Below are 21,075 nucleotides of genomic sequence, written 5' to 3' on the forward strand. Positions count from 1 at the left end.
GTTGTCTCCCCTTTAGTCGATAATATTTTCTAAACCGTACACAAGATGATCCAGGTTCATTACTGTCTCAATTGATAGTTTTACACCTGACATAAATGATGTACGATTGAATGAATCATGACGAACTGTTAACATTTGTCCATCTCCACCAAACATTACTTCTTGGTGTGCAATAAGCCCTGGCAAACGTACACTATGAATGTGAATACCATCTACATTTGCACCACGTGCACCTGCTAGTTGCTCTACTTCATTCGGATGACCTTGCTGCTTTGATTCACGATTTTGACGAATTAATTCTACCGTTTTTACAGCTGTACCAGATGGCGCATCTAATTTTTGATCATGATGCAATTCAATTACTTCAACATCTTGGAAATATTTCGCTGCCATTTGTGAGAATTTCATCATAAGAACTGCACCAATCGCAAAGTTTGGAGCGATAATTGTTCCTACTTCTTTTTCTTTTGCATTCTCTGTTAAACGTTTTAATTCTTCTTCTGTAAATCCAGTTGTACCAATAACAGAACGAAGTCCACGCTCAACTGCAAGTGTAACGTGTTGTTTCCCTACTTCTGGTGTTGTTAAATCTAACAATACATCTGCTTCTACTTCCTCTAAACAAGTATGTAAATCAGCGTAAATCGGCGTATGTAACGCTGGCATGCCAGGTAAATCAGAAATCTTCTCTCCACCATGCTTATAATCTACTGCTGCTACTAAATTAAAATGTTCCGTTCTTTCCATAAGAAGGACTGCTTCATGCCCCATACGTCCTCTTGGTCCAGCGATAATTACTTTAATTTCTTTCATTATTCTTTCTCTCCCTCATCAATACGTGTCCAGCGATCTTTATCACGTGTATTAAATTTATTCATTACAATGTTATGTGCTGTTTCTAAATCAATATTTAAACTATTTGCCATACAAATCATAACAAATAATACATCTCCAAGCTCTTCTTCAATACTATTTTCTTTTTCAGTCGTTTTCTTCGGTTTCTCACCATAATAATGATTTACCTCTCTTGCAAGCTCCCCCATTTCTTCCGTTAAACGAGCCATCATTGCAAGCGGACTGAAATAACCTTCTTTAAACTGACCAATATATGCATCTACTTCTTTCTGCATATCTTTCATCGTTTTTGCTTCCATACTATTCACCTCTAATCCTTCCTCTTTCATGTTAGCCAATTCATCGCGATTTGACAAATATTATTCCCCGCCAAACACCTATTTGCGACCCTTTTTTGGATAGACTATAATAAAGTGAAACTTCTTTTGCGCTTTTTGCAAAAGATTAGCCCATACCAATCGGGCTCTTACTATTTTCACTAGCAACTAGAAATTACTTATTATGTTTTACCGTTTCAGCGGAGCAATGTAATCATTACATAATTAGGGGGATTTCTATATGACATCAAAATTGAAGATGCGAAATATTATTTTTATTTTAATCGGTTCCGCTATATTTTCTTTCGGTATTGTCAATATCAATATTGAAAACCACCTTGCAGAGGGTGGGTTTACTGGTATTACACTATTATTGTATTTTTTATTTAAGTTTGATCCTTCCTACTCAAACTTAATTTTAAATATCCCTATATTTTTTATTGGTTGGAGGTTACTTGGCAGAACGACATTTTTATATACATTAATCGGCACATTTAGCGTATCTTTATTTCTATGGATTTTCCAGCGTTACGAAGTGCTCAACTTACATTTAAACTTGCAAAATGATATGACACTCGCAGCTTTATTCGCCGGGGCATTTATCGGTATCGGCCTTGGGATAATATTTAAATATGGCGGGACTACTGGCGGTGTAGATATTATCGCACGACTAGCTCACAAATATGTTGGCTGGAGTATGGGTAAAACGATGTTTATGTTCGATGCTGTCGTTATCGTCGTCTCTATTCTTACCTATTTATCATACCGCGAGGGTATGTATACGTTAGTTGCTGTTTTTATCGGGGCTAAAGTCATTGATTTTATGCAAGAAGGAGCCTATGCCGCCAAAGGAGCGACTATTATCTCAGAGAAAAACGATGAAATTGCTGCCAAAATTTTATCTGAAATGGAGCGCGGAGCAACCTTTTTAAAGGCTGTTGGATCGTATACAAAAGTGGAACGTAACGTACTGTATTGCGTTGTTGCTAAAAATGAAATCGTGAAATTAAAGAATATCATTACTTCTGTAGATCCTCATGCATTTGTTGCAGTAAGTGACGTACATGATGTAGTTGGTGAAGGTTTTACGTTGGATGAAAATAAAAACCCTTTACATAATTAAATGTAACTAGAAGAGCGCCTTAGCTTTTCTAGTTTTTTATTACAAGTCTTTTAAGCTTCTCCAAATCCTCATAAATAAGCTCCAATAAACTCCGATTATAAAAAATGGAAGCTGGATGAAAAGTTGGAAAAACATGATATTCATTCTCTGACCATGTAAACTCTGCACTTTGCATATCCTTTAATTTTTGAATGGGCTGTTTTAATAATTGCCCGTGTACATCTGTGATTTTTTTATTTTTTCCTGTTAAACGTTGAAGACCGATATTTCCAAGCGTGACGATAAGCCTCGGATTTATTTTCTCTAATTCATAATCTAACAAAGGCGCATGGGCAACTATTTCTCCTTGATTTGGCGTTCTATTATACTTTTTTTGTATGCTTTCACCATTTCGTTCTTTTTTCTCTCGCCATTTATAAGGTCTACTCCGAACAGCGCTCGTAATATATACTTCTTTCCTTGTAACGTGAATACGCTCTAAAAAACCCATTAATTGTTTTCCCGACCTCCCGCTAAACGGAATCCCATTATGAATTTCTGTTTCACCAGGCGCTTCTCCTAACAACATAAATTTGGGATTTTCAGGACCTTGTCCACTTAAAAAACCTTCTAGTTGATAAGGAGCACTACGCTCTTTCACTTGTTTTACTAAATGGTCTGGATATTTCATTTCCCCCCACCGCCTTTCCGCATTACTTCTATTATTTCTATTTGCAATACATTATATAATTCAATCCACACAACAAAAAAAGACTATCAAAATTGATAGTCTTTAGTCGTCGCTACGCTGCATACCAGTATACATTAATACGAGACGTAATAATTCAAATACCGCTACAGCTGCAGCTGCTACATATGTTAATGCTGCTGCATTTAATACTTTACGAGCTTGGCCATATTCATCTGTTGATACGATACCTAACGCTTCAATTTGTTGCATTGCACGCTTTGAAGCATCGAACTCAACTGGTAATGTAACAAGTTGGAACACAACACCTGCAGCCATTAAAATAATTCCTAATAACAATAGTTTCGACATTGTCGCAAATATACCAATCATAATAAATACCCATGATATATTCGATCCAAAATTCGCCACAGGAACTAACGAATGACGAATACGCATAAAGTTATAATCTTGCGCATCTTGAATTGCGTGTCCTACTTCATGTGCTGCAACTGCTGTACCAGCAACTGAATGACCATAATAGTTATCTGTTGATAATCGAACCGTTTTGGCCGTTGGATCATAATGGTCTGATAAATGACCTGGTGTTTCTTCCACAGCTACGTTGTATAGTCCATTTTCATCTAAAATTTTTCGAGCCACTTCCGCTCCTGTCATACCTGATGTTGAATAAACTTGTGAATACTTGCTATAGGCACTACGTACTCTTGACTGTGCATACAACGGTATGATCATTATGATCGCGAAGTAAATTAAATAAAACATCATGAACCTCCATTGAAGTTTTAATTATAGTACTTCTCATTCTATTTTTTTCTGCCACTATTGTCAATGAATAAACCTTACAATCCATATCTTTATTTATTGCATTATCTATTTTTAGAATGCACATTACTTTTTCTTTTTTCTCTCTCTCCTTTATACTTTCTCCATCCAACATAAGTTAATGTGAATAAAATAAGCCCCCCAGTAATTGTCATAAACCAAATGAGAGAGGGTGCAATTTCATCCTTTTTTACTGTGTGAAATATCTTTTGCAAATCCCCTTTAATAATCCCTAATTGCATTTGGCCACCTTTCGTTTTTAACATAACGTTACGAAATTCATCCAAATAAGATAAATGAACATTTACACGCTGTACCTCATTTTCTGGCAAAGCAATCATTAAGCTTGGATAAATAATATTGAATTCATTTAAAAATGTATTTAACGTTTGTTGAAATTGCCCAACATCTTCTTTTTCCATCGCTTTTTCCATTTGAGAAAAGGCATCCATTACTTTTCTTTCTCTTTCCATCCAAAGCGGTTGATATTTCGATACTTGCGCGTCAACAGCAAGTTGTAATGCCAACACATTATCCATTTTAGCTTGCTTACCTAAGCCTTCTTCAGAGAGCGATTGCTGTGCCTTGTCGTAAGCTAAAGAAATAACTCTAACTTGATCTGGTGTTACTTCCTGCTTCTTTTCATTCCCCTTCATTAAAAATTGCTCCGAGAAAAGTTGTAATACTTGTACTGCTTTTTCATCTTCATTACGCTTCACTAACTGTAACGAGTCGTCTAACAACCCTGTTAGTTCATTCCACTCTTCAGCATATATACGTAACGGAAACATTATAATTAGAAATGCTATCAATCCAATTAATGTTCTCTTCATCCCGGTCCCCCCTATAACTACTAGTACAAAATATGTTAATTTGGACAAGAATAGAACAGAACTGAACCGAAAAATATATTATCGTTTTACAAAGAAAAAATTCTCTTTAAGCAGAGAATTTTTTCTTTGACACCCTTTTCTTTTTTACGAAATATCTATATAAGCTGTAACAAAGTATACTACCACCTAAAATGAATAATAAAATAGCACACGCAGCATGCATAAAGAACTCCTCTGGTAGCATTAATATAACTGGATCCGTTTCAATATCAAACATCCAATAATCATTACTGAATAAAAACTTATGGAATAATACAAAGCTCTTTTCAAAATTAATAGCTATTGGTAACATAAGCGCTATCGGAAAAATGATTGTTAAAATCGATCCGTGCAGTAAAAACTTTTCATTTTTCTTTTTTAATAAATAAATTCCGCCTATCACTGCAATCATAATTGTCGCATACATCACATATTGAATCTTTACTAAAATATTTTTAACATCTACAAAATGAATACGGCCATTTGTAGACATATCTAATGTTGGTAAATGTAATGCTCCGTCATAAAACGGGGATAAATATGTAATAAGCACATCGTAATTTCTTTTAATTTCATCCTTCGTCATATCCGCTAAATCAGGAATATTTAAAAAATCAATTTCAAAATAATACAGCCATTTTCCATACACAACTGCCGTTGTTGCGAGTGCAAAAATAGAAAATGCTATGCTATATGAAACAACTAAAGTAATCAATCGATCCAATATTTTTGTACCACTCTTATTTTTCTCCATGTTCTCCCCCTAAAAGTTCTAACCATCATAAAGAAAATTGTTTCCTATGCTCACGTAAGCAACAATAATATGTAATACATAGTACAGCAATGCTTAACCAAAACGTAAAATAACCAATTCCCTCTACAAACAAATGCATAATTCCATATCGCGGCATTTGCCAAAATAAATAATCAATTGCATCGTTATGCAACGTCCACACACCCGCTACTATAAAATGCCATTTTTTTATACGGTAAAATGGAGCATATAAAAAACCTTGCACTGCCATCGCAAAGTGCGAAAGCATTAACATGTAGCCCATAAGGCCAATAGGACCTTTTACGTAAATCATAATTGCGTTTACAACAACAGCCCAAATACCATATTTTATTAAAGTAACAATCGCTAACGCTTCTATTAATCCCCAGTTTCTCTTTGTCAAAAAAGCAATTAAAACAAAGACAAAAAAGAGACTCGCCATAGGACTATCTGGTACAAACGGCCAAAATATAGGTGACGTTTCTTTCAATTGATTTCCGTACCATATAAATCCGTAAATTGTACCTAATATGTTAACAATTAATAAAAATAATAATACCGATCGTTGTCTTAACATTGCATACAAGTACACCAATCTGTATGTCCAACACCTTTCAAGAAAAGTAATTCATTCACTAAATCCTACTCTATTATAACAAACTTCATCCAACTAAATAGAAAAGCTGACTACAAATTTTGTAGTCAGCTTTTTATTATTTTTTATTATACTTTGCAACGAATTCCGAGAGCTTCTTCAGTTCCTCATCCGTACCTTTAAATACACCTTTAGGCATTGAACCTTTTCCCTCTTTCGCAATTTTAGCAATTTCTTCTGGCTTTAAAGTTAAGTTTTGCAGTGCCGGTGCTGCCGCCCCGCCCTGTAAATTGTCACCATGACATGTTAAACAAGTATTTTTTTGCATTAATTTATAGCCATCATCATTTTTATCAACTGGCGCTGTTTTTACAATTGCTCCTTGTTTTTTTGCAGCTTCCCAGTCGTGGTGTGCTACAGATTCCCAAGTTAAAAAGATAATCGAAGCAATTGCTAAAAGCATAAATCCAGTTGCTACAGGACGCTTCAATGGACGTCTTTCTGGACCTCGATCAAGAAATGGAGCTAACAGTAATGCACCAAACGCAATCCCTGGCATAATAAACGCTCCAATTACAGTAAATGAACCAGAAGCATAAGAATACTTTAATAACTGATACAAGAATAAGAAATACCAATCTGGAAGTGGTATATACCCAGCATCTGTTGGATCCGCCATTCTCTCAAGCGGCGACGGATGCGCCACTGTTAAACATAAATAACCGATTAAAAAAACTGCACCAACCATCCATTCTTTTAACAAGAAGTTCGGCCAAAATGCTTCTGTTTTCCCTGGGTATTCAGAATAGTCTTTTGGAATATTTGGTTTCCGAGCTACTGGTACCCGAGAATCTCCTACAAACTTCATCCCTTTGCCGCGATGCATAATCTCCCTCCTTTAGTTCTTTCCCCTTTAATTTAGCAATCTCTTATAGTGGACCGGAAATACCTTGTTTGCGAATCATGATGAAGTGGAAGGCCATTAAACCTAGAAGTGCTGCTGGTAAGAAGAAGACGTGAATAGCAAAGAAGCGAGTTAATGTTTGAGCGCCAACAATTTCGGAATGACCAGCGAGTAATGTTTTAATATAAGGACCAATGAGCGGTGTTTGCTCTGCAATTTGAATCCCTACTTTTGTAGCGAATAAAGCTTTCATATCCCACGGTAATAAATATCCGGTAAAACCAAGACCTAACATAACAAAGAAAATAAGAACACCAACAATCCAGTTTAACTCACGGGGCTTTTTATACGCACCTTGGAAGAAAACTCTGAGTGTATGTAAAAACATCATTACAATTACGAGACTAGCACCCCAGTGGTGCATACCACGAACAATTTGCCCATAAGCAACTTCATTTTGTAGATAGTAAACTGATTCCCAAGCATTTTTAATATCAGGCACATAATACATCGTCAAAAACATTCCAGATAAAATTTGAATTACAGTAACGAAAAAGGTAAGTCCTCCAAAGCAATAGACGAATGCAGAAAAGTGATGTGCCGGGTTTACATGTTCAGGTACTTCATGATCAGCGATATCACGCCATATCGGTGTAATATCTAATCTTTCATCTACCCAATCATAAATTTTATTTAACATCTACTTTGCACCCCCTCTTGGCTTCGCTTTTCCTAGATACAGCGTTCCATCTTTCACTTTAGACTCGTACACATCAAGCGGAGCAAGGGGTGGCGTACCTTTAATGTTAATCCCATCTTTTGTATAACGACCCCCATGACATGGGCAAAAGAATTGATTCGGATGTGCTTTGTCCGAATTCCAGTTAACTGTACATCCTAAATGTTTACATACTGGAGAGAACGCAACAATGTCTCCGCTTTCATCTTTATGAACCCAAGCCGATTTTGGTTCTTCAGACTTGTACCAACCATCAACCTGCTTCACTTTAAAATCGAAACGCTTCGGCTCTGTTGTAATATCCTTTACTTGCGCAACAGCAACCATATCTGTTCCGGCTTCTTTTCTTAACACCGGATCAAGCGCAAATCGCGTCATCGGCATTAAAATACCGGCAGCCATAAAGCCTCCTACCCCTGTGAGTGTGTAATTTAAAAATTGTCTTCTTGACACGCGATGTTCTTTCTCGCTCACGAAAATTTCCCCCCTCTATCAGAAATTGTCCCCTCGTGATAAATTATATAAAAAATAAAAACTAGGACACTATCATGATATAATACGCTCATGCACAGGTCAATATCATACTACTCATAATAATAAGAACTTTCTGTTTATTGTTAGTTTCCCCACTTATCTTCCAACATCACCATTATATTTTTTATATGTGCATGAATAACTTCTCTTTTTGCTTGATCACTAAATTGTTCTAGTGCTAATGAAGGAAACCAAAATAAATCTCCCTGTAACTCTTGTATATCCTCTTTCCATGAAAAATCACTTGTAACATAAGCAATATGCTTAAAACCTTCGCTTCGTAAATGATTTGTCCATTCTTGCAAACGACCTTTTTCATTCTTTTGACTTTCTACTAAATACGTAAACGCAGGCAGTAAAAGCACCCTGCCTTTATACTCTCTTTCCAATTCCATACTCAACAATTCTATAAATTCACCTTGTTCTACAACCATTTTCATTTCTTTTGCTGCCGAAATTGATAAAAGCGGTATTACTCCTGTATCAACATACTCTCTTGCTTGCTCAAACTGTTCCACATCTTTTACAATCCACTTCAAATTCCTTCCCTCCTTCACTTACAAATGACAGAACTTTCACTTTATATATATTAAACCATACTAAAAGAGGTAAAAAAAGAAAAACTACCCAATATAGGTAGTTTTTCTTGATAAAAGTCTGAAATTTGTAAAAAATTATTAATCCAAATAAATTCTATAAAGTCTTTAACTCTGCCGTTAATCTATGAAACGCTTCCTTATCTTGCTTATCTAACGCTTCATCAATTTGTTTCAAAAGGCGTTCTCTCCTAAACGAAAATACACTTTCTTCCAAAAACCTTTCTGCAAGCAAACGATCTTTTTCATTTACTTCAATATGCTTTGGTAGATATGGGTTTTCTTCTAATACAGCTACATAATTCGCATTTTGAAACGATGATTTAAAGTTGAGTTGAATATAAATATCCTCATCTCGATTTAAACGAATATCATGAAACGATTTTTCAGCATCTGTTGTCATAACATTTTGTTTAAAAAAGTGAAACGGTGTGTCTTTCACACAATTCGCTGACATCACTAAGCCACGCGGACAATATTTTGCATGCTCTACGAAGTGGACTTTATGCATTAATTGATCGTGACTCATTAAATAATTCAGAATCCATACACATTCACGCTGTTTCAGTTGGTAATTATTCAAAAACCATTTTACAAAATCCTTCTTCTCGTTTACAGAAACAGGGGTATTCATAGCAATTAAGTCCCTCCTCTGTCTTTCTCTTTTCTTTTTAGATTCAAGAAGCGGCATTCAGTTTCCTTCCAACTTATGAAAAATCCTCTAAATTATATAACAACTCTTCAATATGAATTTGTGTCGGGTCTAGTTGTAATAACTGGGTAAATACTTCTTTCGCCTCTTTTCGCTTTCCTTCTTCCAATAAGAAATAACCGTATTCTTCTAAGAAGTCTGGATGATTCTTAAAAGAAGTATATGCACTTTCATAGTGTTTTAATGCATCCGAATACATTTCTAATTGTTTTTTTGCATACGCAAGGTCCCAAAGTAGTTGTGTATCTGGTTCTCCACTATCAATAGCACGCTCTACAATTGCAATTAACTCTTCGTACTTTTCTTGTTCTTTTAAGATATACGCATATTTTAATATTGCGCCTAAATGTCCTGGATCTAACTCAAGCGCTTTTTGAAGAACTTCCTCTGCTTCTACTATTTTTCCTAATTTCGCCGCAATGTTCGCTAACTCTACATAAAACGGAACTGAAAGCTCATCTACTTTAATTCCTTCATGAAGCGTTTCATAGCTTTCTTGAAGCATCCCTTCTTTTTCATAGCTTTTCGCTAAATACATGTACAGTGATGCGTACTCAGGGTCTAATTCTTTTAGTTCTTGCCAAGCACCAATTGCTCTCTGATATTCTTCACCTTGGTATAATGTGAAGGCATATCCAAATAATGAGTGAATATCTTTTTGTTCCTCTAGGCCTGCTTCATAATAAGAAATTGCCTCTTCCCAGTTTCCGATTGCACTTAACGTTTCTGCGAGACGAAGTGCGATCACAACACCACCCATTACTTTATGTTCCGCTAATAGCGATTCATAATAAGTAATTGCCTTTTGTTCTTCACCTTTACTACTATATAATTCTGCTAACCCAAACGTAATAACAGGTTCATCAGGCATCATTTCTTTCGCCTTTAATAGTTTTTGCTCTGCTACATCATCAAAACCTTGCATTTGGAATAAATCTGCAACAAGTAATAAAGATTGAACATATAAATCGTCATTTTCTGGAATATCATGAAGTACTTCAATCGCTTCATCTTCTTTATCTAGATCAATATATAATTCTGCTAAAAATACAGTGAATTCACTTTCTTCCGGATACAGTAAACGTAAGTCTTCAGTAATCGCTAATGCCTCATCTGTAAATCCAAGTGTATGATAGTAACGAGCGATATCATACTTCTCTTCATCATTTGCAATTTTTAATTGTTCTTTTAATAATTGTAACCCTTTTTCCGCTTCACCATTTTCAATATATGAAACAGCTTGTTCAAACTTTTGCATAAACGTCTCCTTTAATTCTAAAAAATATTCTCTTCTGTTCATTTATCATAAGCAACTCACTGTTAGAACGCAACCTTTAGAATGAGCATGCTTCTTCTTATACTTCTTCTTACAGAATAGGTAATTGTTCAAAAGGTTCGGATATGACACCGATACCTTATCATCATCTTCTATTGTACCGCTTTCTTTTATGACCGTGCAAATAACTTCTCTCACTAATTATCAAGCTATACAAACCGTGATTTACAGAACAACTTAAATACCAGACTTCAATCTTTATTTTTAATACGATAAAAAAAGCTCCTATAATAGGAGCCTTCACAATCTCTTAAGAATATGTTTCTTCTTTCTGTACTTGCTCATTTACAAGCTCTTTCAGCAACTCTATAATTTCATCATTTTCTTCTTTCAAACCGACAGTAATACGAATACCATCATCGATACCAAATGCAGCACCAGAACGAACGATATATCCTTTTTTCATTAATCGTTCGAAAGCTTCATTACCCGGTATACCAAGTTTTAAGAAAATGAAATTTGTTTGAGATGGATAATAGAATACGTTATATTCTTTACAAAATGCATAATACTGATTTAGACCTTCAGCATTCTTTTGCACACAATCTTGTAAAAAGGCTTGATCTTCTAATGCAGCGAGTGCTACAGATTGCGCTACAGTTGATGTATTGAATGGTAACCTCGCTACTTCTAGCTGTCCGATTAACTTCGCATCCCCAATCGCATATCCGATACGAAAAGCAGCTAAACCATATGCTTTTGAAAACGTGCGTAAAACCATAAGATTTTCATACTTTTCAAGAAGTGGTAATGTTTGCGGATAGTCTTCTGCGTCCGCGTATTCATAATATGCTTCGTCCATAATAACGAGAGCCGACTTAGGAACTGATTCTAAAAATGAAAGTAATTTTTGTTTCTCAACATATGTACCTGTCGGATTATTCGGATTACAAATCCATACAATTTTCGTTTTATCATCTACTTGCTCTAGCATTGCATCTAAATCGTGAATACCGTCTTTAAGTGATACTTCACGAACTTCTGCTCCTTCAATAACAGCATGGTGATGATATTGTGAAAACGTAGGATTCGCCATTACAACGTTTGTTCCTTCATGTAGTAACGCTCGGCTAATCATTTGAATGACTTCATCTAATCCACTACCAAATAGTAGTTGTTCTGCTTTTACACCTAAATGTTCCGCTACTTTTGTCCGAAGTTCGAAGGCATAACCATCTGGATAAAGGGCATATTGGCTCGCTAAAGAAGTTAATGCTTCTGTCACACGCGCTGAGCAACCGAATGGATTTTCGTTCGATGCTAATTTCACAATTTTTGATAATCCATATTCCCTTTTTACTTCTTCAATGTTTTTCCCAGGCACATACGCTCTCAAAGTTAACAATTGCTCTTTCACTCTCATTTTTCTTCCCCCAGTCATTTCATTCAATTTGATTACAATACAGTTATAGCCCCTTACTGTAATCTTTTATCATAACCGTCACTATTACGAGAATACCTCTAAATGAGCACTTCACAGCACTTCGCTATCATTTTAAACCATATCTTTTTGAAATGCCTCTAACGCAATATGAACAGTCTCATCTGAAATAGATACGACATTCACTACCCCATATTCCTGCATAAGCACCATATGAATTGCTCCTGCATTTGCTTTCTTATCTTGTTTCATCAATTGAACGAGGCGCTCTACATTCAAATCTCTTGGCATTTTTGGATAGCCGTATTTCAAGAACCACTGCTTTATATCTTCATAAGCAAGATTAACCTTGTACACTTGCTCACTTAAAAATATGGCGAATAACATTCCAACTGCTACGCCGTCACCGTGAGTAATATTTCCATACCCTAGCTCTTTTTCAAGAGCATGTCCTAACGTATGTCCAAAGTTCAAATGGGCACGTACACCCTTCTCTGTTTCATCTTGTGATACAACATTTGCCTTTACAGGAATCGCCTTCGTTAATATATGAATTAACTTCTCATCACGAAGATCCGCTAATGTCTGTACTTCTTCTTTTAACCAATGATATAGCTCCACATCACCAATAAGAGCATGCTTTATCACCTCTGCATAACCTGAACGCCACTCTTTTTCAGGAAGAGACTGTAAAAACGGTGTATGATATACAACTGCTTCTGGCTGATGGAATGCACCAATCATATTTTTACCTAACGGATGATTAATTGCTACTTTCCCACCTACTGCGCTATCGTGCGCTAATAAAGTCGTCGGAACCTGCACAAAGCGAATACCACGCATAAACGACGCAGCAACAAAACCAGCTAAATCTCCAATCATTCCGCCTCCAAGTGCAAGAATTAAAGAATTTCTATCCAATTTATTTTCAAGAGCTGACGTATGAGCCGCATAGAAATTTTCGAAAGACTTCTCTTTTTCGCCACTTGGTACAACAAACGAAAACACGTCCTGCTCTACTTGTAATGCATCGATAACTGTCTGTAAATGTAGTGATGCAACAGATTCATCTGAAATGATCATTACGTTAGATACCGCTGGCTGCATATTTTGAACGATCGTTGTTAAGTATGACAACGCTTCTTTACCAACATGTACATCATATTCTTTTGATTTCGTTTGAATATGTATGTTTCCCATTAAAATCCCCTCGCATATTCATTATGTTTCTCAATATTTTCACGAATTAGTTCCATACGATCTAATCCGAATTGTTCTATTAAAGCTGTCGCTAATTCCCAAGCCACAACCGCTTCTGCAACGACACTAGCTGCTGGCACTGCACAACTATCTGAACGTTCAATGCTCGCTGTAAAAGGCTCTTTCGTACCAATATCTACACTTTGAAGAGGTTTATAAAGTGTAGGTATCGGTTTCATCACACCGCGCACAACAATTGGCATTCCAGTCGTCATACCGCCTTCTAATCCACCTGCATTATTTGTTCTTCGTGTATACCCATGCTCCTCATTCCACAGAATTTCATCATGAACTTCACTTCCCGGTCTATGTGCTGCTTCAAAACCAATTCCAATCTCGACACCTTTAAAAGCATTAATACTCATAATTGCAGCTGCTAATTTCGCATCCAGTTTTCGATCATAATGTACGTAGCTACCTACTCCAATTGGCATTCCTTCCACAATTACTTCAACAATTCCACCGATTGAATCACCATTTGCTTTCGCATCATCAATTGCTTTCATCATTTGGTTACCAGCTTCGTCATCTAAGCAACGTACAGGAGATACTTCTGTAATACTCTTTAACTCTTCAATTGAATTATACGTAACCTTCTTAGCTTGTACACCGCCAATTTCAATTACATGGCCCGCCACTTTAATACCAAGTTCTGCTAACACCTTTTTAGCAACCGCACCCGCAGCAACACGCACCGTCGTTTCGCGCGCTGACGAACGTTCCAGTACATTTCTCATATCTCTATGACCATATTTAATCGCACCATTTAAATCAGCATGTCCAGGCCTTGGTTTTGTCACTTTCCTTTTCATTTCTTTTTCTTCCTGCTCAGTTAAAGGCTCTGCCCCCATAACTTTTGTCCAATGTGCAAAATCACGATTTTCAACAACGAGCGTAATAGGTGAACCTAATGTTTCTCCATGCCTAACACCACTTACAATTTGCGCTTGATCCGTTTCAATTTGCATGCGTCTACCACGCCCATATCCCTTTTGCCTTCTAGCTAACTCTTCGTTTATATCATCCGCTACTAAAGACAATCCTGCTGGAACACCTTCTATAATCGTTGTAAGTTGCGGACCATGAGATTCACCAGCTGTAATATATCGCATACGTTATTCCTCTTTTCGTATATGTATTTATCTCACTATATTAAGCAATAATATTAACTTTTATCATTCTAAAAATATTAAAGAAATTATATCATAAATCGACCATTTTCTTATTCTATATTTCCGATAGGTCTAATTTAAATATCAATATATCATAACAGCTCAAACTTCGTAACTAATTGAAAATAAAAAAAGTGCAAGAAGAATACCCCTATTCTCCTTGCACTTTTTACTATTATCACAGTGATTAAAGCGTTTACAAATTATTTCAAAATAATTAGTAAATCCATTCATTCATTAATTTTGAGTAGTCAACTAATTCTTCTTCTTTAAAGAAAATAGCAATCTCGCGCTCTGCGCTTTCTAAAGAATCAGAACCATGGATAATGTTTTTCGCAACAGTTACACCGAAATCTCCACGAATTGTTCCAGGAGCTGCTTCATGTGGTCTTGTTTTACCCATCATGTTACGTGCTGTATCTACTACACCTTCACCTTGCCATACCATTGCGAATACAGGTCCAGATGTAATAAAGTCTACTAACTCACCAAAGAAAGGTTTTTCTTTATGCTCAGCGTAGTGTTGTCCAGCAATTTCCGGAGTGACTTGCATTAATTTTGCACCAACTAATTGAAAGCCCTTTTTCTCAAAACGAGCTACAATTTCCCCAATGAAGGCACGTTGTACACCGTCTGGTTTTACCATTAGAAATGTTTTTTCCATAAAAAATCTCTCCACTTCTGAATTATGTATGTAATTGTATATCCCCACACACATATTATCACCCTTATCACAATTGTGCAATAGTTTTGAAATAGAGAGATTATTTTATTTTTTAGAATAAACATTAAAATTTTCGTTTTCCAATATACTTTGCTACATTTTGCAATGCATACTTCGCCTGTCCACGAGGGAGTGGTTTTATTATTTCTAAAGCTTTATGTAAATACCGTTCACTAAACGCAAATGCTTTATCGATCGCTGTACTATTTTTTACAGCATCAATAATTTCTTGCATTTCACTTGCTGTTGTATTTTCATGTACAGATGTGATTTTCTTACGAAGTACTGGATCTTCCATCGCATATAAAGCAGGGAGCGTAATGTTTCCTTGTAATAAATCTCCACCAGCAGGTTTTCCAAGTTTCTCTTCCGTGGAAACGAAGTCTAAAATGTCATCAATAATTTGATAAGACATTCCTACAAAATACCCATACCAAAATAGACGATTTACTGTATCACGATTAGCACCAGCAGCAATCGCTCCCAATTGGCAACTCGCGGCAATTAATAATGCTGTTTTTCGCTTTATTCTTCTTAAATACGTTCTTAAATTTTGGTCATAATTGTATTTATCTTTAATTTGTTCAATTTCACCTTTACAGACTTCTAAAATAGTATGTGATAACGCTTGATGCGCCTCTGGGATTTCGATATTTGTTATACATTCAAGAGACTTAGCGAACAAATAGTCCCCTGTATACATCGCAATACGATCTCCCCATTTCGCATTCACAGTCGCACTGCCGCGTCGTAAAAATGCAGCATCAATAACATCATCGTGAACAAGAGAAGCCATATGAATAAGCTCTAACGCAACAGCAACATGCTTAATCGCATCTAACTTATAATCTCCAAATTTCCCTGCAAGCAACACAAATACGGGACGAATTCGCTTCCCACCAGCTTCAATAAGTTGTAATGCTGCCTCTTCTACTAATGGCTGTTCAGAAGCAACTGTCTTTTTTAATTCTTTTTCTATCACATTAATATCCGATCGTAAAAAAGAGTACATAAGTTGTAACTTCATATTGTTCACCTTAACCTAAAACTTCTTTTTTCTATTTTGATTCTGGTTTAATACCTAAATGCATCGCTGCTACCCCAAAAGTAAATGGTTTCACTTGCACACGTTCAAGTCCAGCTTGCTCAAACATTTGGGCCAATTCTTTCATCCCTGGGAATGCACTAGCAGATTCTTGAAGCCATGAATATTCTTTATAACTTTTCGCAAACATCTTTCCAAATAACGGCATGATATATTTAAAGTATAAAATATACCCTTGTCGAAAACCAATCATTGTTGGTTGAGATGTTTCTAAACAGATTACTTTTCCACCTGGTTTTACTACACGCGTCATTTCCTTTAATACGTGCATATAATCCGGTACGTTACGTAAACCAAACCCAATCGTTACATAATCAAACGTATTATCTTCAAACGGAAGCTCCATTGCATTCCCATGTAGAAGTTCTACTTGTTTTAATTGTAACGCCTCTACCTTTTGCTTACCGACAGATAACATATTTTCACTGAAGTCTAAGCCAACAACCTTTCCTTGCTCACCTACCGCTCCAGCTAGCGCAATTGTCCAATCTGCGGTTCCGCAGCATACATCAAGCGCTTTACTGCCAGGTTGTACATCCATAATTCGCATCGTTTCTTTACGCCACGCTTTATGTCTTTGAAAACTAATTACAGAATTCATCACATCGTATTTATCAGAAATCTTTTCAAATACGTCATGTACTCTTTCTTCTTTTGATTGTTGCATGCTCGTACCTTCTTCCAATGTAAAATTGCTTATGTCTTCTATTTATCCCTTAACACAGAATTTATTTCATTTATGTCTATGTGATTTTCTAAAAATTGTTTTTCTTTCTTTCTCAATTCCATCATCCAACCATTAATCACTACTTCTGCTTTATCCCCTAAAGCATCTTGCATCGCTTGAAAAACAGGTGAATGTTGTTTATCAGCATACAATTGAATTTCTTTTTGAAGGCGATTTCCACCTAATACGTATGTGATAAATGGCTTCCAATGTGATAAATGAAAATGATCACATGTTTTTTGAAGGAGCGCAGACTCAATCGTTACTACGCTTTTCATTATGTCACCCGTCGTTTCATGCGCTTTTTGGTATAACATAATTTTGTGTTCATTTATCTCTTTAATTCCTTCAGCAAGTGCACGAATTAAAACAATATCACGATTCATAGACAATAAATAATAATATAGTCCACTATAGTAATCGCCTGCAAGTACTGTTAATTGACGACATTTATGCGATTCAATCGCTTCCTCGCCTGCTTTATTTGATACCCTTTCATGCGTATCAAGCGCAATTTGCACAAGCATAATTGTTACTACGTAATGCTCAATTTGTTCTATATGTAAGTTTGCACTCTTTAAAGCACCATATAACAATGCTATCTTTTCTTCATCAATAAATGGTTCTTCAATATAGTTTATAAAATAAGGATGGCGTAATTTCTCCATCAATTTCTCTTTTATACCCGCATACCCTCCGTAGATGTCACACACAAAAAATCACCCTTGTTTTCTAATTCATAAAACTTATTATAACACATACACTCTATTTTCTATAACCAAAACTTGGCTACACCTACCATTCATGTAAGCAATCTTTCTAACCTCACTCTGTCTAGCTAAAACTATATCATTTATTTACTAAAAAAAAAAAGAAAAGCAGTTTCCCGCTTTTCTTTACTTCGTTTTAATAAACGATAAAATTTCACTGCGCGCTGCAGCATCATTTTCAAGCACACCACGAACTGCTGTCGTTACTGTTTTCGCACCTGGTTTTTTCACACCACGCATCGTCATACACATATGTTCTGCTTCTACTACTACCATTACACCATGCGGCTCTAGTACTTCCATAATAGAGTTCGCTACTGTTGATGTAATACGTTCTTGCAGTTGTGGACGACGTGCAATTGTATCTACAGTACGAGCTAATTTACTTAACCCTGTCACCTTTCCGCCTTGCGGAATATATGCAACGTGAGCAACTCCATAGAATGGAACTAAATGATGCTCACACATCGAATAAAATGGTATATCTTTTACTAGTACAAGCTCTTCGTGATCTTCTCCGAATACTTTATGCAAATGCTCTTTCGGATCTTCATGCATACCTGCGAACACTTCTGCGTACATTTTTGCAACACGCTTTGGTGTATCAAGTACTCCCTCACGATTTGGGTCATCCCCAATCGCCTCTAAAATAAGGCGTACTGCATGTTCAATTTGTTCTAAATTAACTTTTGCCATCCGCTAGCCCTCCCGAAAACCTAAAAGTGATACGAACACATTCTAGCATATTTATGTTTTTAAAAGCAAAAAGAAGAGTTCCCAAAAAGGAAACTCTTCTTCCCTGTTAATATGTAAGGATTATTTAACCGCATCTTTTAACGCTTTACCAGGTTTGAATGCAGGTACTTTACTTGCAGCGATTTCAATCTCCTCACCTGTTTGTGGGTTACGACCTTTACGAGCCGCACGCTCACGAACTTCGAAGTTACCGAATCCGATCAGTTGTACTTTATCACCTTGTTTTAAAGCTTCTAAGATAGAATCAAAAACAGCGTCTACTGCTTTTGTTGCGTCCTTTTTAGAAAGGGAACTTGCTTCTGCAACAGCATTGATTAAATCTGTCTTGTTCATGCCATTCACCTCCTCCCAAAGATAAGACTGTATAATGATCATAAAATGAGTCTTACTTTCATTTGTAGGCAATTTTTACAAATTCTATACTACAAAGATGTAGATAAATCATTATCAACGCCTATATTATACGATTCTCCCTTATAATTCAATATTTTTAAGGAAATTGTTACTCTGAAAATGTGAAAATCTGATGAAACTTGACAATTTACAACAATGTATTAGATAATGACTGTTTATTTTTCTATTTTATAATCGAAAAAACAAAAAATCCCTCTACAATGAGAGGGATTTTTCTTATAGTATAATCGCAATTAATCCGCCAGATCCTTCATTAATAATTCTTTCTAGCGTTTCTTTTAATTTATATCTAGCATTTTCTGGCATTAAAGATAATTTCGCCTGAATTCCTTCTCGAACAATCGAGCTAAGCGAACGTCCAAATATATCAGAATTCCAAATTGATAACGGGTCATCTTCAAAATCTTGCATTAAATAACGAACTAATTCTTCACTTTGCTTTTCAGTACCAATGATCGGCTCAAACGTTGACTCTACATCTACTTTAATCATATGAATAGATGGCGCTACCGCTTTTAACTTCACACCAAACCTTGAACCGTGACGAATAATTTCTGGCTCATCTAAGCTCATATCCGCTAGTGCAGGCGCTGCTACACCATATCCTGTTTGCTTAACCATACGCAGTGCATCCGCCACCTGATCGTATTCTATTTTCGCATGAGATAAATCGAGCATAAGCTTCAATAAATGATCTTTCCCTCGAATTTCTACTCCTACTACTTCTTTTAAAATCTGATCATATAATTCATCTGGCGCATATAAATCAATCTCCGCCACACCTTGCCCCATATCAATGCCAGCTAGGCTCGCTCGATCAATAAATTCATATTGACTAAACTGCCAAACAACGCGATCAACATCACGAAGACGTTTTATATCCTTCACAGTTTCTTGAACTGCTTCTTGATAACTTCGACGCAACCAGTGCCCTTCATTTAGCACCATTACCCAGCTCGGAAGGTTCACATTCACTTCTAATACAGGGAATTCAAATAGCGCTTCACGAAGTACATTATATACATCTGTTTCTCTTAAACTCTCCACACTCATTGCAATAACCGGGATATCATATTCTTCTGATAAACTTTGGCGTAATTGCTCTGTATCTGGATGATACGGCTGTACCGTATTAATTATCATAATGAAAGGTTTCCCTACTTCTTTCAACTCATTTACAACGCGTTCTTCTGCCTCTATATAATCTCTTCTTGGAATTTCACCAATTGTTCCATCTGTTGTAATTACAACACCAATTGTTGAATGTTCTTGAATTACTTTACGCGTGCCGATTTCTGCAGCTTCATGGAATGGAATAGGTTCTTCATACCAAGGGGTATTAATCATGCGCGGGCCATTCTCATCTTCATAGCCCTTCGCTCCTGGAACCGTATATCCAACACAATCTACTAATCGAATGTTCACTTCAAGCCCTTCATCTACTTCGATAGAAACCGCTTGGTTTGGAACAAACTTCGGTTCCGTCGTCATAATTGTACGACCAGCAGCACTTTGAGGCAATTCATCCTGCGCTCTTTGACGGTCAGACTCATTCTCAATATTTGGAATAACCACAAGTTCCATAAATTTTTTAATGAATGTTGATTTCCCTGTTCGAACAGCTCCTACAACTCCAAAATAAATATCACCGCCTGTTCGTTCTGCAATATCTTTAAAAATATCTACCTTTTCCAAGTGATTCCCTCCCTCAAAATTTTTGGGAATAATTCCGCGTTTATAGTCAACTAATACCTTCTCTAACGTTGCCTATAATATCTGATATAATATAATGGTATTCTAGAAGTTCGGACAATATATCATATAATTTTGTCCAATTTCATATGACTATTAAAAAATATCTTTTGTTTGCATCGTAAGTTGTATAACATAAAAAA

Annotated in this window: 24 protein-coding genes; 1 reads left to right on the forward strand and 23 read right to left on the reverse strand. The window is 36.1% G+C overall.

The genetic code is table 11. From position 1 onward, the window contains the following. Positions 1–12: 12 nt before the first annotated feature. Together dapB and MR170_RS08190 are read right to left on the reverse strand one after the other, a co-directional pair. Entirely contained in the window at positions 13–813 is an 801-nt protein-coding gene (dapB, locus tag MR170_RS08185; protein WP_043935505.1) for a dihydrodipicolinate reductase, read from the reverse strand. Then, complete coding sequence (locus MR170_RS08190; protein WP_014894810.1) at positions 813–1,154, reverse strand: nucleotide pyrophosphohydrolase; 342 nt, start codon at positions 1,152–1,154, stop codon at positions 813–815. Before MR170_RS08190 ends, dapB begins: the two co-directional genes overlap by 1 nt. A gap of 259 nt (positions 1,155–1,413) precedes the next feature. Between MR170_RS08190 and MR170_RS08195 the strand changes: the two genes are divergently transcribed. Next, positions 1,414–2,295 carry a YitT family protein gene (locus tag MR170_RS08195; protein ID WP_000202121.1) on the forward strand — a complete coding sequence of 294 codons (882 nt, stop codon included), beginning with the start codon at positions 1,414–1,416 and terminating at the stop codon, positions 2,293–2,295. Positions 2,296–2,323: 28 nt separating this feature from the next. Here MR170_RS08195 and MR170_RS08200 read toward each other — a convergent pair whose 3' ends face one another. From MR170_RS08200 to spoIVA, 21 genes are all read right to left on the reverse strand, one after another. Beyond that, complete coding sequence (locus MR170_RS08200; RefSeq protein ID WP_043935504.1) at positions 2,324–2,965, reverse strand: uracil-DNA glycosylase; 642 nt, start codon at positions 2,963–2,965, stop codon at positions 2,324–2,326. A 102-nt stretch (positions 2,966–3,067) separates the two neighbouring features. After that, on the reverse strand, positions 3,068–3,751 hold the full coding sequence (locus tag MR170_RS08205; RefSeq protein WP_011109966.1) for a zinc metallopeptidase: 684 nt from the start codon (positions 3,749–3,751) through the stop codon (positions 3,068–3,070). A gap of 101 nt (positions 3,752–3,852) precedes the next feature. Beyond that, a complete protein-coding gene (gene ypjB, locus MR170_RS08210; protein ID WP_242307928.1) occupies positions 3,853–4,641 on the reverse strand; it encodes a sporulation protein YpjB in 789 nt (262 codons plus the stop codon). Between the two features lie 106 nt (positions 4,642–4,747). Beyond that, positions 4,748–5,434, reverse strand: coding sequence for a lipoprotein intramolecular transacylase Lit (lit, locus tag MR170_RS08215; RefSeq protein WP_016082254.1), 687 nt, complete (start codon positions 5,432–5,434; stop codon positions 4,748–4,750). A gap of 25 nt (positions 5,435–5,459) precedes the next feature. Further along, the gene (gene lhaT / locus MR170_RS08220) at positions 5,460–6,050 is read right to left on the reverse strand and encodes a lipoprotein heptaprenylglyceryl N-acetyltransferase LhaT (RefSeq protein WP_140163660.1); all 591 of its coding nucleotides are present in this window, start codon (positions 6,048–6,050) and stop codon (positions 5,460–5,462) included. 118 nt (positions 6,051–6,168) lie between these two features. Further along, on the reverse strand, positions 6,169–6,936 hold the full coding sequence (qcrC, locus tag MR170_RS08225; protein WP_000554603.1) for a menaquinol-cytochrome c reductase cytochrome b/c subunit: 768 nt from the start codon (positions 6,934–6,936) through the stop codon (positions 6,169–6,171). 43 nt (positions 6,937–6,979) lie between these two features. Beyond that, on the reverse strand, positions 6,980–7,654 hold the full coding sequence (gene qcrB, locus MR170_RS08230) for a menaquinol-cytochrome c reductase cytochrome b subunit (RefSeq protein WP_000932700.1): 675 nt from the start codon (positions 7,652–7,654) through the stop codon (positions 6,980–6,982). Next, the gene (gene qcrA / locus MR170_RS08235) at positions 7,655–8,167 is read right to left on the reverse strand and encodes a menaquinol-cytochrome c reductase iron-sulfur subunit (RefSeq protein WP_001290418.1); all 513 of its coding nucleotides are present in this window, start codon (positions 8,165–8,167) and stop codon (positions 7,655–7,657) included. It lies immediately after the preceding gene. 143 nt (positions 8,168–8,310) lie between these two features. Beyond that, on the reverse strand, positions 8,311–8,784 hold the full coding sequence (locus MR170_RS08240; RefSeq protein ID WP_105434158.1) for a YpiF family protein: 474 nt from the start codon (positions 8,782–8,784) through the stop codon (positions 8,311–8,313). 136 nt (positions 8,785–8,920) lie between these two features. Continuing rightward, positions 8,921–9,457 carry a ReoY family proteolytic degradation factor gene (locus MR170_RS08245; protein WP_001095925.1) on the reverse strand — a complete coding sequence of 179 codons (537 nt, stop codon included), beginning with the start codon at positions 9,455–9,457 and terminating at the stop codon, positions 8,921–8,923. Positions 9,458–9,530: 73 nt separating this feature from the next. Further along, positions 9,531–10,793, reverse strand: a complete 1,263-nt coding sequence (locus MR170_RS08250; RefSeq protein WP_098592157.1) for a tetratricopeptide repeat protein — start codon at positions 10,791–10,793, stop codon at positions 9,531–9,533. Positions 10,794–11,121: 328 nt separating this feature from the next. Further along, positions 11,122–12,234: a histidinol-phosphate transaminase gene (gene hisC / locus MR170_RS08255; RefSeq protein WP_029441854.1), complete on the reverse strand. Its 1,113-nt coding sequence runs from the start codon at positions 12,232–12,234 to the stop codon at positions 11,122–11,124. A gap of 132 nt (positions 12,235–12,366) precedes the next feature. Next, on the reverse strand, positions 12,367–13,452 hold the full coding sequence (gene aroB, locus MR170_RS08260; protein ID WP_043935499.1) for a 3-dehydroquinate synthase: 1,086 nt from the start codon (positions 13,450–13,452) through the stop codon (positions 12,367–12,369). Continuing rightward, positions 13,452–14,624, reverse strand: a complete 1,173-nt coding sequence (aroC, locus tag MR170_RS08265) for a chorismate synthase (RefSeq protein ID WP_016082259.1) — start codon at positions 14,622–14,624, stop codon at positions 13,452–13,454. The genes aroB and aroC overlap by 1 nt, the downstream gene beginning before the upstream one ends. Before the next feature lie 277 nt (positions 14,625–14,901). After that, complete coding sequence (gene ndk, locus MR170_RS08270; protein ID WP_000415883.1) at positions 14,902–15,348, reverse strand: nucleoside-diphosphate kinase; 447 nt, start codon at positions 15,346–15,348, stop codon at positions 14,902–14,904. Between the two features lie 124 nt (positions 15,349–15,472). Next, positions 15,473–16,435, reverse strand: coding sequence for a heptaprenyl diphosphate synthase component II (gene hepT / locus MR170_RS08275; RefSeq protein WP_016082261.1), 963 nt, complete (start codon positions 16,433–16,435; stop codon positions 15,473–15,475). 31 nt (positions 16,436–16,466) lie between these two features. Further along, positions 16,467–17,180 (reverse strand): 2-heptaprenyl-1,4-naphthoquinone methyltransferase, encoded by a 714-nt coding sequence (menG, locus tag MR170_RS08280; RefSeq protein ID WP_001187668.1) that lies wholly within the window; start codon positions 17,178–17,180, stop codon positions 16,467–16,469. Positions 17,181–17,218: 38 nt separating this feature from the next. Then, a complete protein-coding gene (locus tag MR170_RS08285; RefSeq protein WP_029441853.1) occupies positions 17,219–17,953 on the reverse strand; it encodes a heptaprenyl diphosphate synthase component 1 in 735 nt (244 codons plus the stop codon). Between the two features lie 183 nt (positions 17,954–18,136). Beyond that, entirely contained in the window at positions 18,137–18,706 is a 570-nt protein-coding gene (folE, locus tag MR170_RS08290) for a GTP cyclohydrolase I FolE (RefSeq protein WP_001151478.1), read from the reverse strand. Between the two features lie 120 nt (positions 18,707–18,826). After that, positions 18,827–19,099: an HU family DNA-binding protein gene (locus MR170_RS08295; RefSeq protein ID WP_001043860.1), complete on the reverse strand. Its 273-nt coding sequence runs from the start codon at positions 19,097–19,099 to the stop codon at positions 18,827–18,829. Between the two features lie 297 nt (positions 19,100–19,396). Next, positions 19,397–20,875: a stage IV sporulation protein A gene (gene spoIVA / locus MR170_RS08300; protein ID WP_016082263.1), complete on the reverse strand. Its 1,479-nt coding sequence runs from the start codon at positions 20,873–20,875 to the stop codon at positions 19,397–19,399. Between the last annotated feature and the right edge of the window lie 200 nt (positions 20,876–21,075).

Origin of the sequence: Bacillus cereus group sp. BfR-BA-01524 (genome assembly GCF_022662595.1) — a bacterium.
Taxonomy (GTDB): domain Bacteria; phylum Bacillota; class Bacilli; order Bacillales; family Bacillaceae_G; genus Bacillus_A; species Bacillus_A thuringiensis_S.

Excerpts from the sequence above, each read along its gene's own strand:
- aroB (WP_043935499.1), bottom strand. The coding sequence starts at position 13,452 with ATGGGAAACATACATATTCAAACGAAATCAAAAGAATATGATGTACAT.
- hisC (WP_029441854.1), bottom strand. The coding sequence starts at position 12,234 with ATGAGAGTGAAAGAGCAATTGTTAACTTTGAGAGCGTATGTGCCTGGG.
- menG (WP_001187668.1), bottom strand. The coding sequence starts at position 17,180 with ATGCAACAATCAAAAGAAGAAAGAGTACATGACGTATTTGAAAAGATT.
- MR170_RS08245 (WP_001095925.1), bottom strand. The coding sequence starts at position 9,457 with ATGAATACCCCTGTTTCTGTAAACGAGAAGAAGGATTTTGTAAAATGG.
- aroC (WP_016082259.1), bottom strand. The coding sequence starts at position 14,624 with ATGCGATATATTACAGCTGGTGAATCTCATGGTCCGCAACTTACAACG.
- dapB (WP_043935505.1), bottom strand. The coding sequence starts at position 813 with ATGAAAGAAATTAAAGTAATTATCGCTGGACCAAGAGGACGTATGGGG.
- hepT (WP_016082261.1), bottom strand. The coding sequence starts at position 16,435 with ATGAAGTTACAACTTATGTACTCTTTTTTACGATCGGATATTAATGTG.
- MR170_RS08295 (WP_001043860.1), bottom strand. The coding sequence starts at position 19,099 with ATGAACAAGACAGATTTAATCAATGCTGTTGCAGAAGCAAGTTCCCTT.
- MR170_RS08205 (WP_011109966.1), bottom strand. The coding sequence starts at position 3,751 with ATGATGTTTTATTTAATTTACTTCGCGATCATAATGATCATACCGTTG.
- MR170_RS08200 (WP_043935504.1), bottom strand. The coding sequence starts at position 2,965 with ATGAAATATCCAGACCATTTAGTAAAACAAGTGAAAGAGCGTAGTGCT.
- qcrB (WP_000932700.1), bottom strand. The coding sequence starts at position 7,654 with ATGTTAAATAAAATTTATGATTGGGTAGATGAAAGATTAGATATTACA.
- ndk (WP_000415883.1), bottom strand. The coding sequence starts at position 15,348 with ATGGAAAAAACATTTCTAATGGTAAAACCAGACGGTGTACAACGTGCC.
- lit (WP_016082254.1), bottom strand. The coding sequence starts at position 5,434 with ATGGAGAAAAATAAGAGTGGTACAAAAATATTGGATCGATTGATTACT.
- MR170_RS08190 (WP_014894810.1), bottom strand. The coding sequence starts at position 1,154 with ATGGAAGCAAAAACGATGAAAGATATGCAGAAAGAAGTAGATGCATAT.
- MR170_RS08195 (WP_000202121.1), top strand. The coding sequence starts at position 1,414 with ATGACATCAAAATTGAAGATGCGAAATATTATTTTTATTTTAATCGGT.
- ypjB (WP_242307928.1), bottom strand. The coding sequence starts at position 4,641 with ATGAAGAGAACATTAATTGGATTGATAGCATTTCTAATTATAATGTTT.
- MR170_RS08250 (WP_098592157.1), bottom strand. The coding sequence starts at position 10,793 with ATGCAAAAGTTTGAACAAGCTGTTTCATATATTGAAAATGGTGAAGCG.
- folE (WP_001151478.1), bottom strand. The coding sequence starts at position 18,706 with ATGGCAAAAGTTAATTTAGAACAAATTGAACATGCAGTACGCCTTATT.
- qcrC (WP_000554603.1), bottom strand. The coding sequence starts at position 6,936 with ATGCATCGCGGCAAAGGGATGAAGTTTGTAGGAGATTCTCGGGTACCA.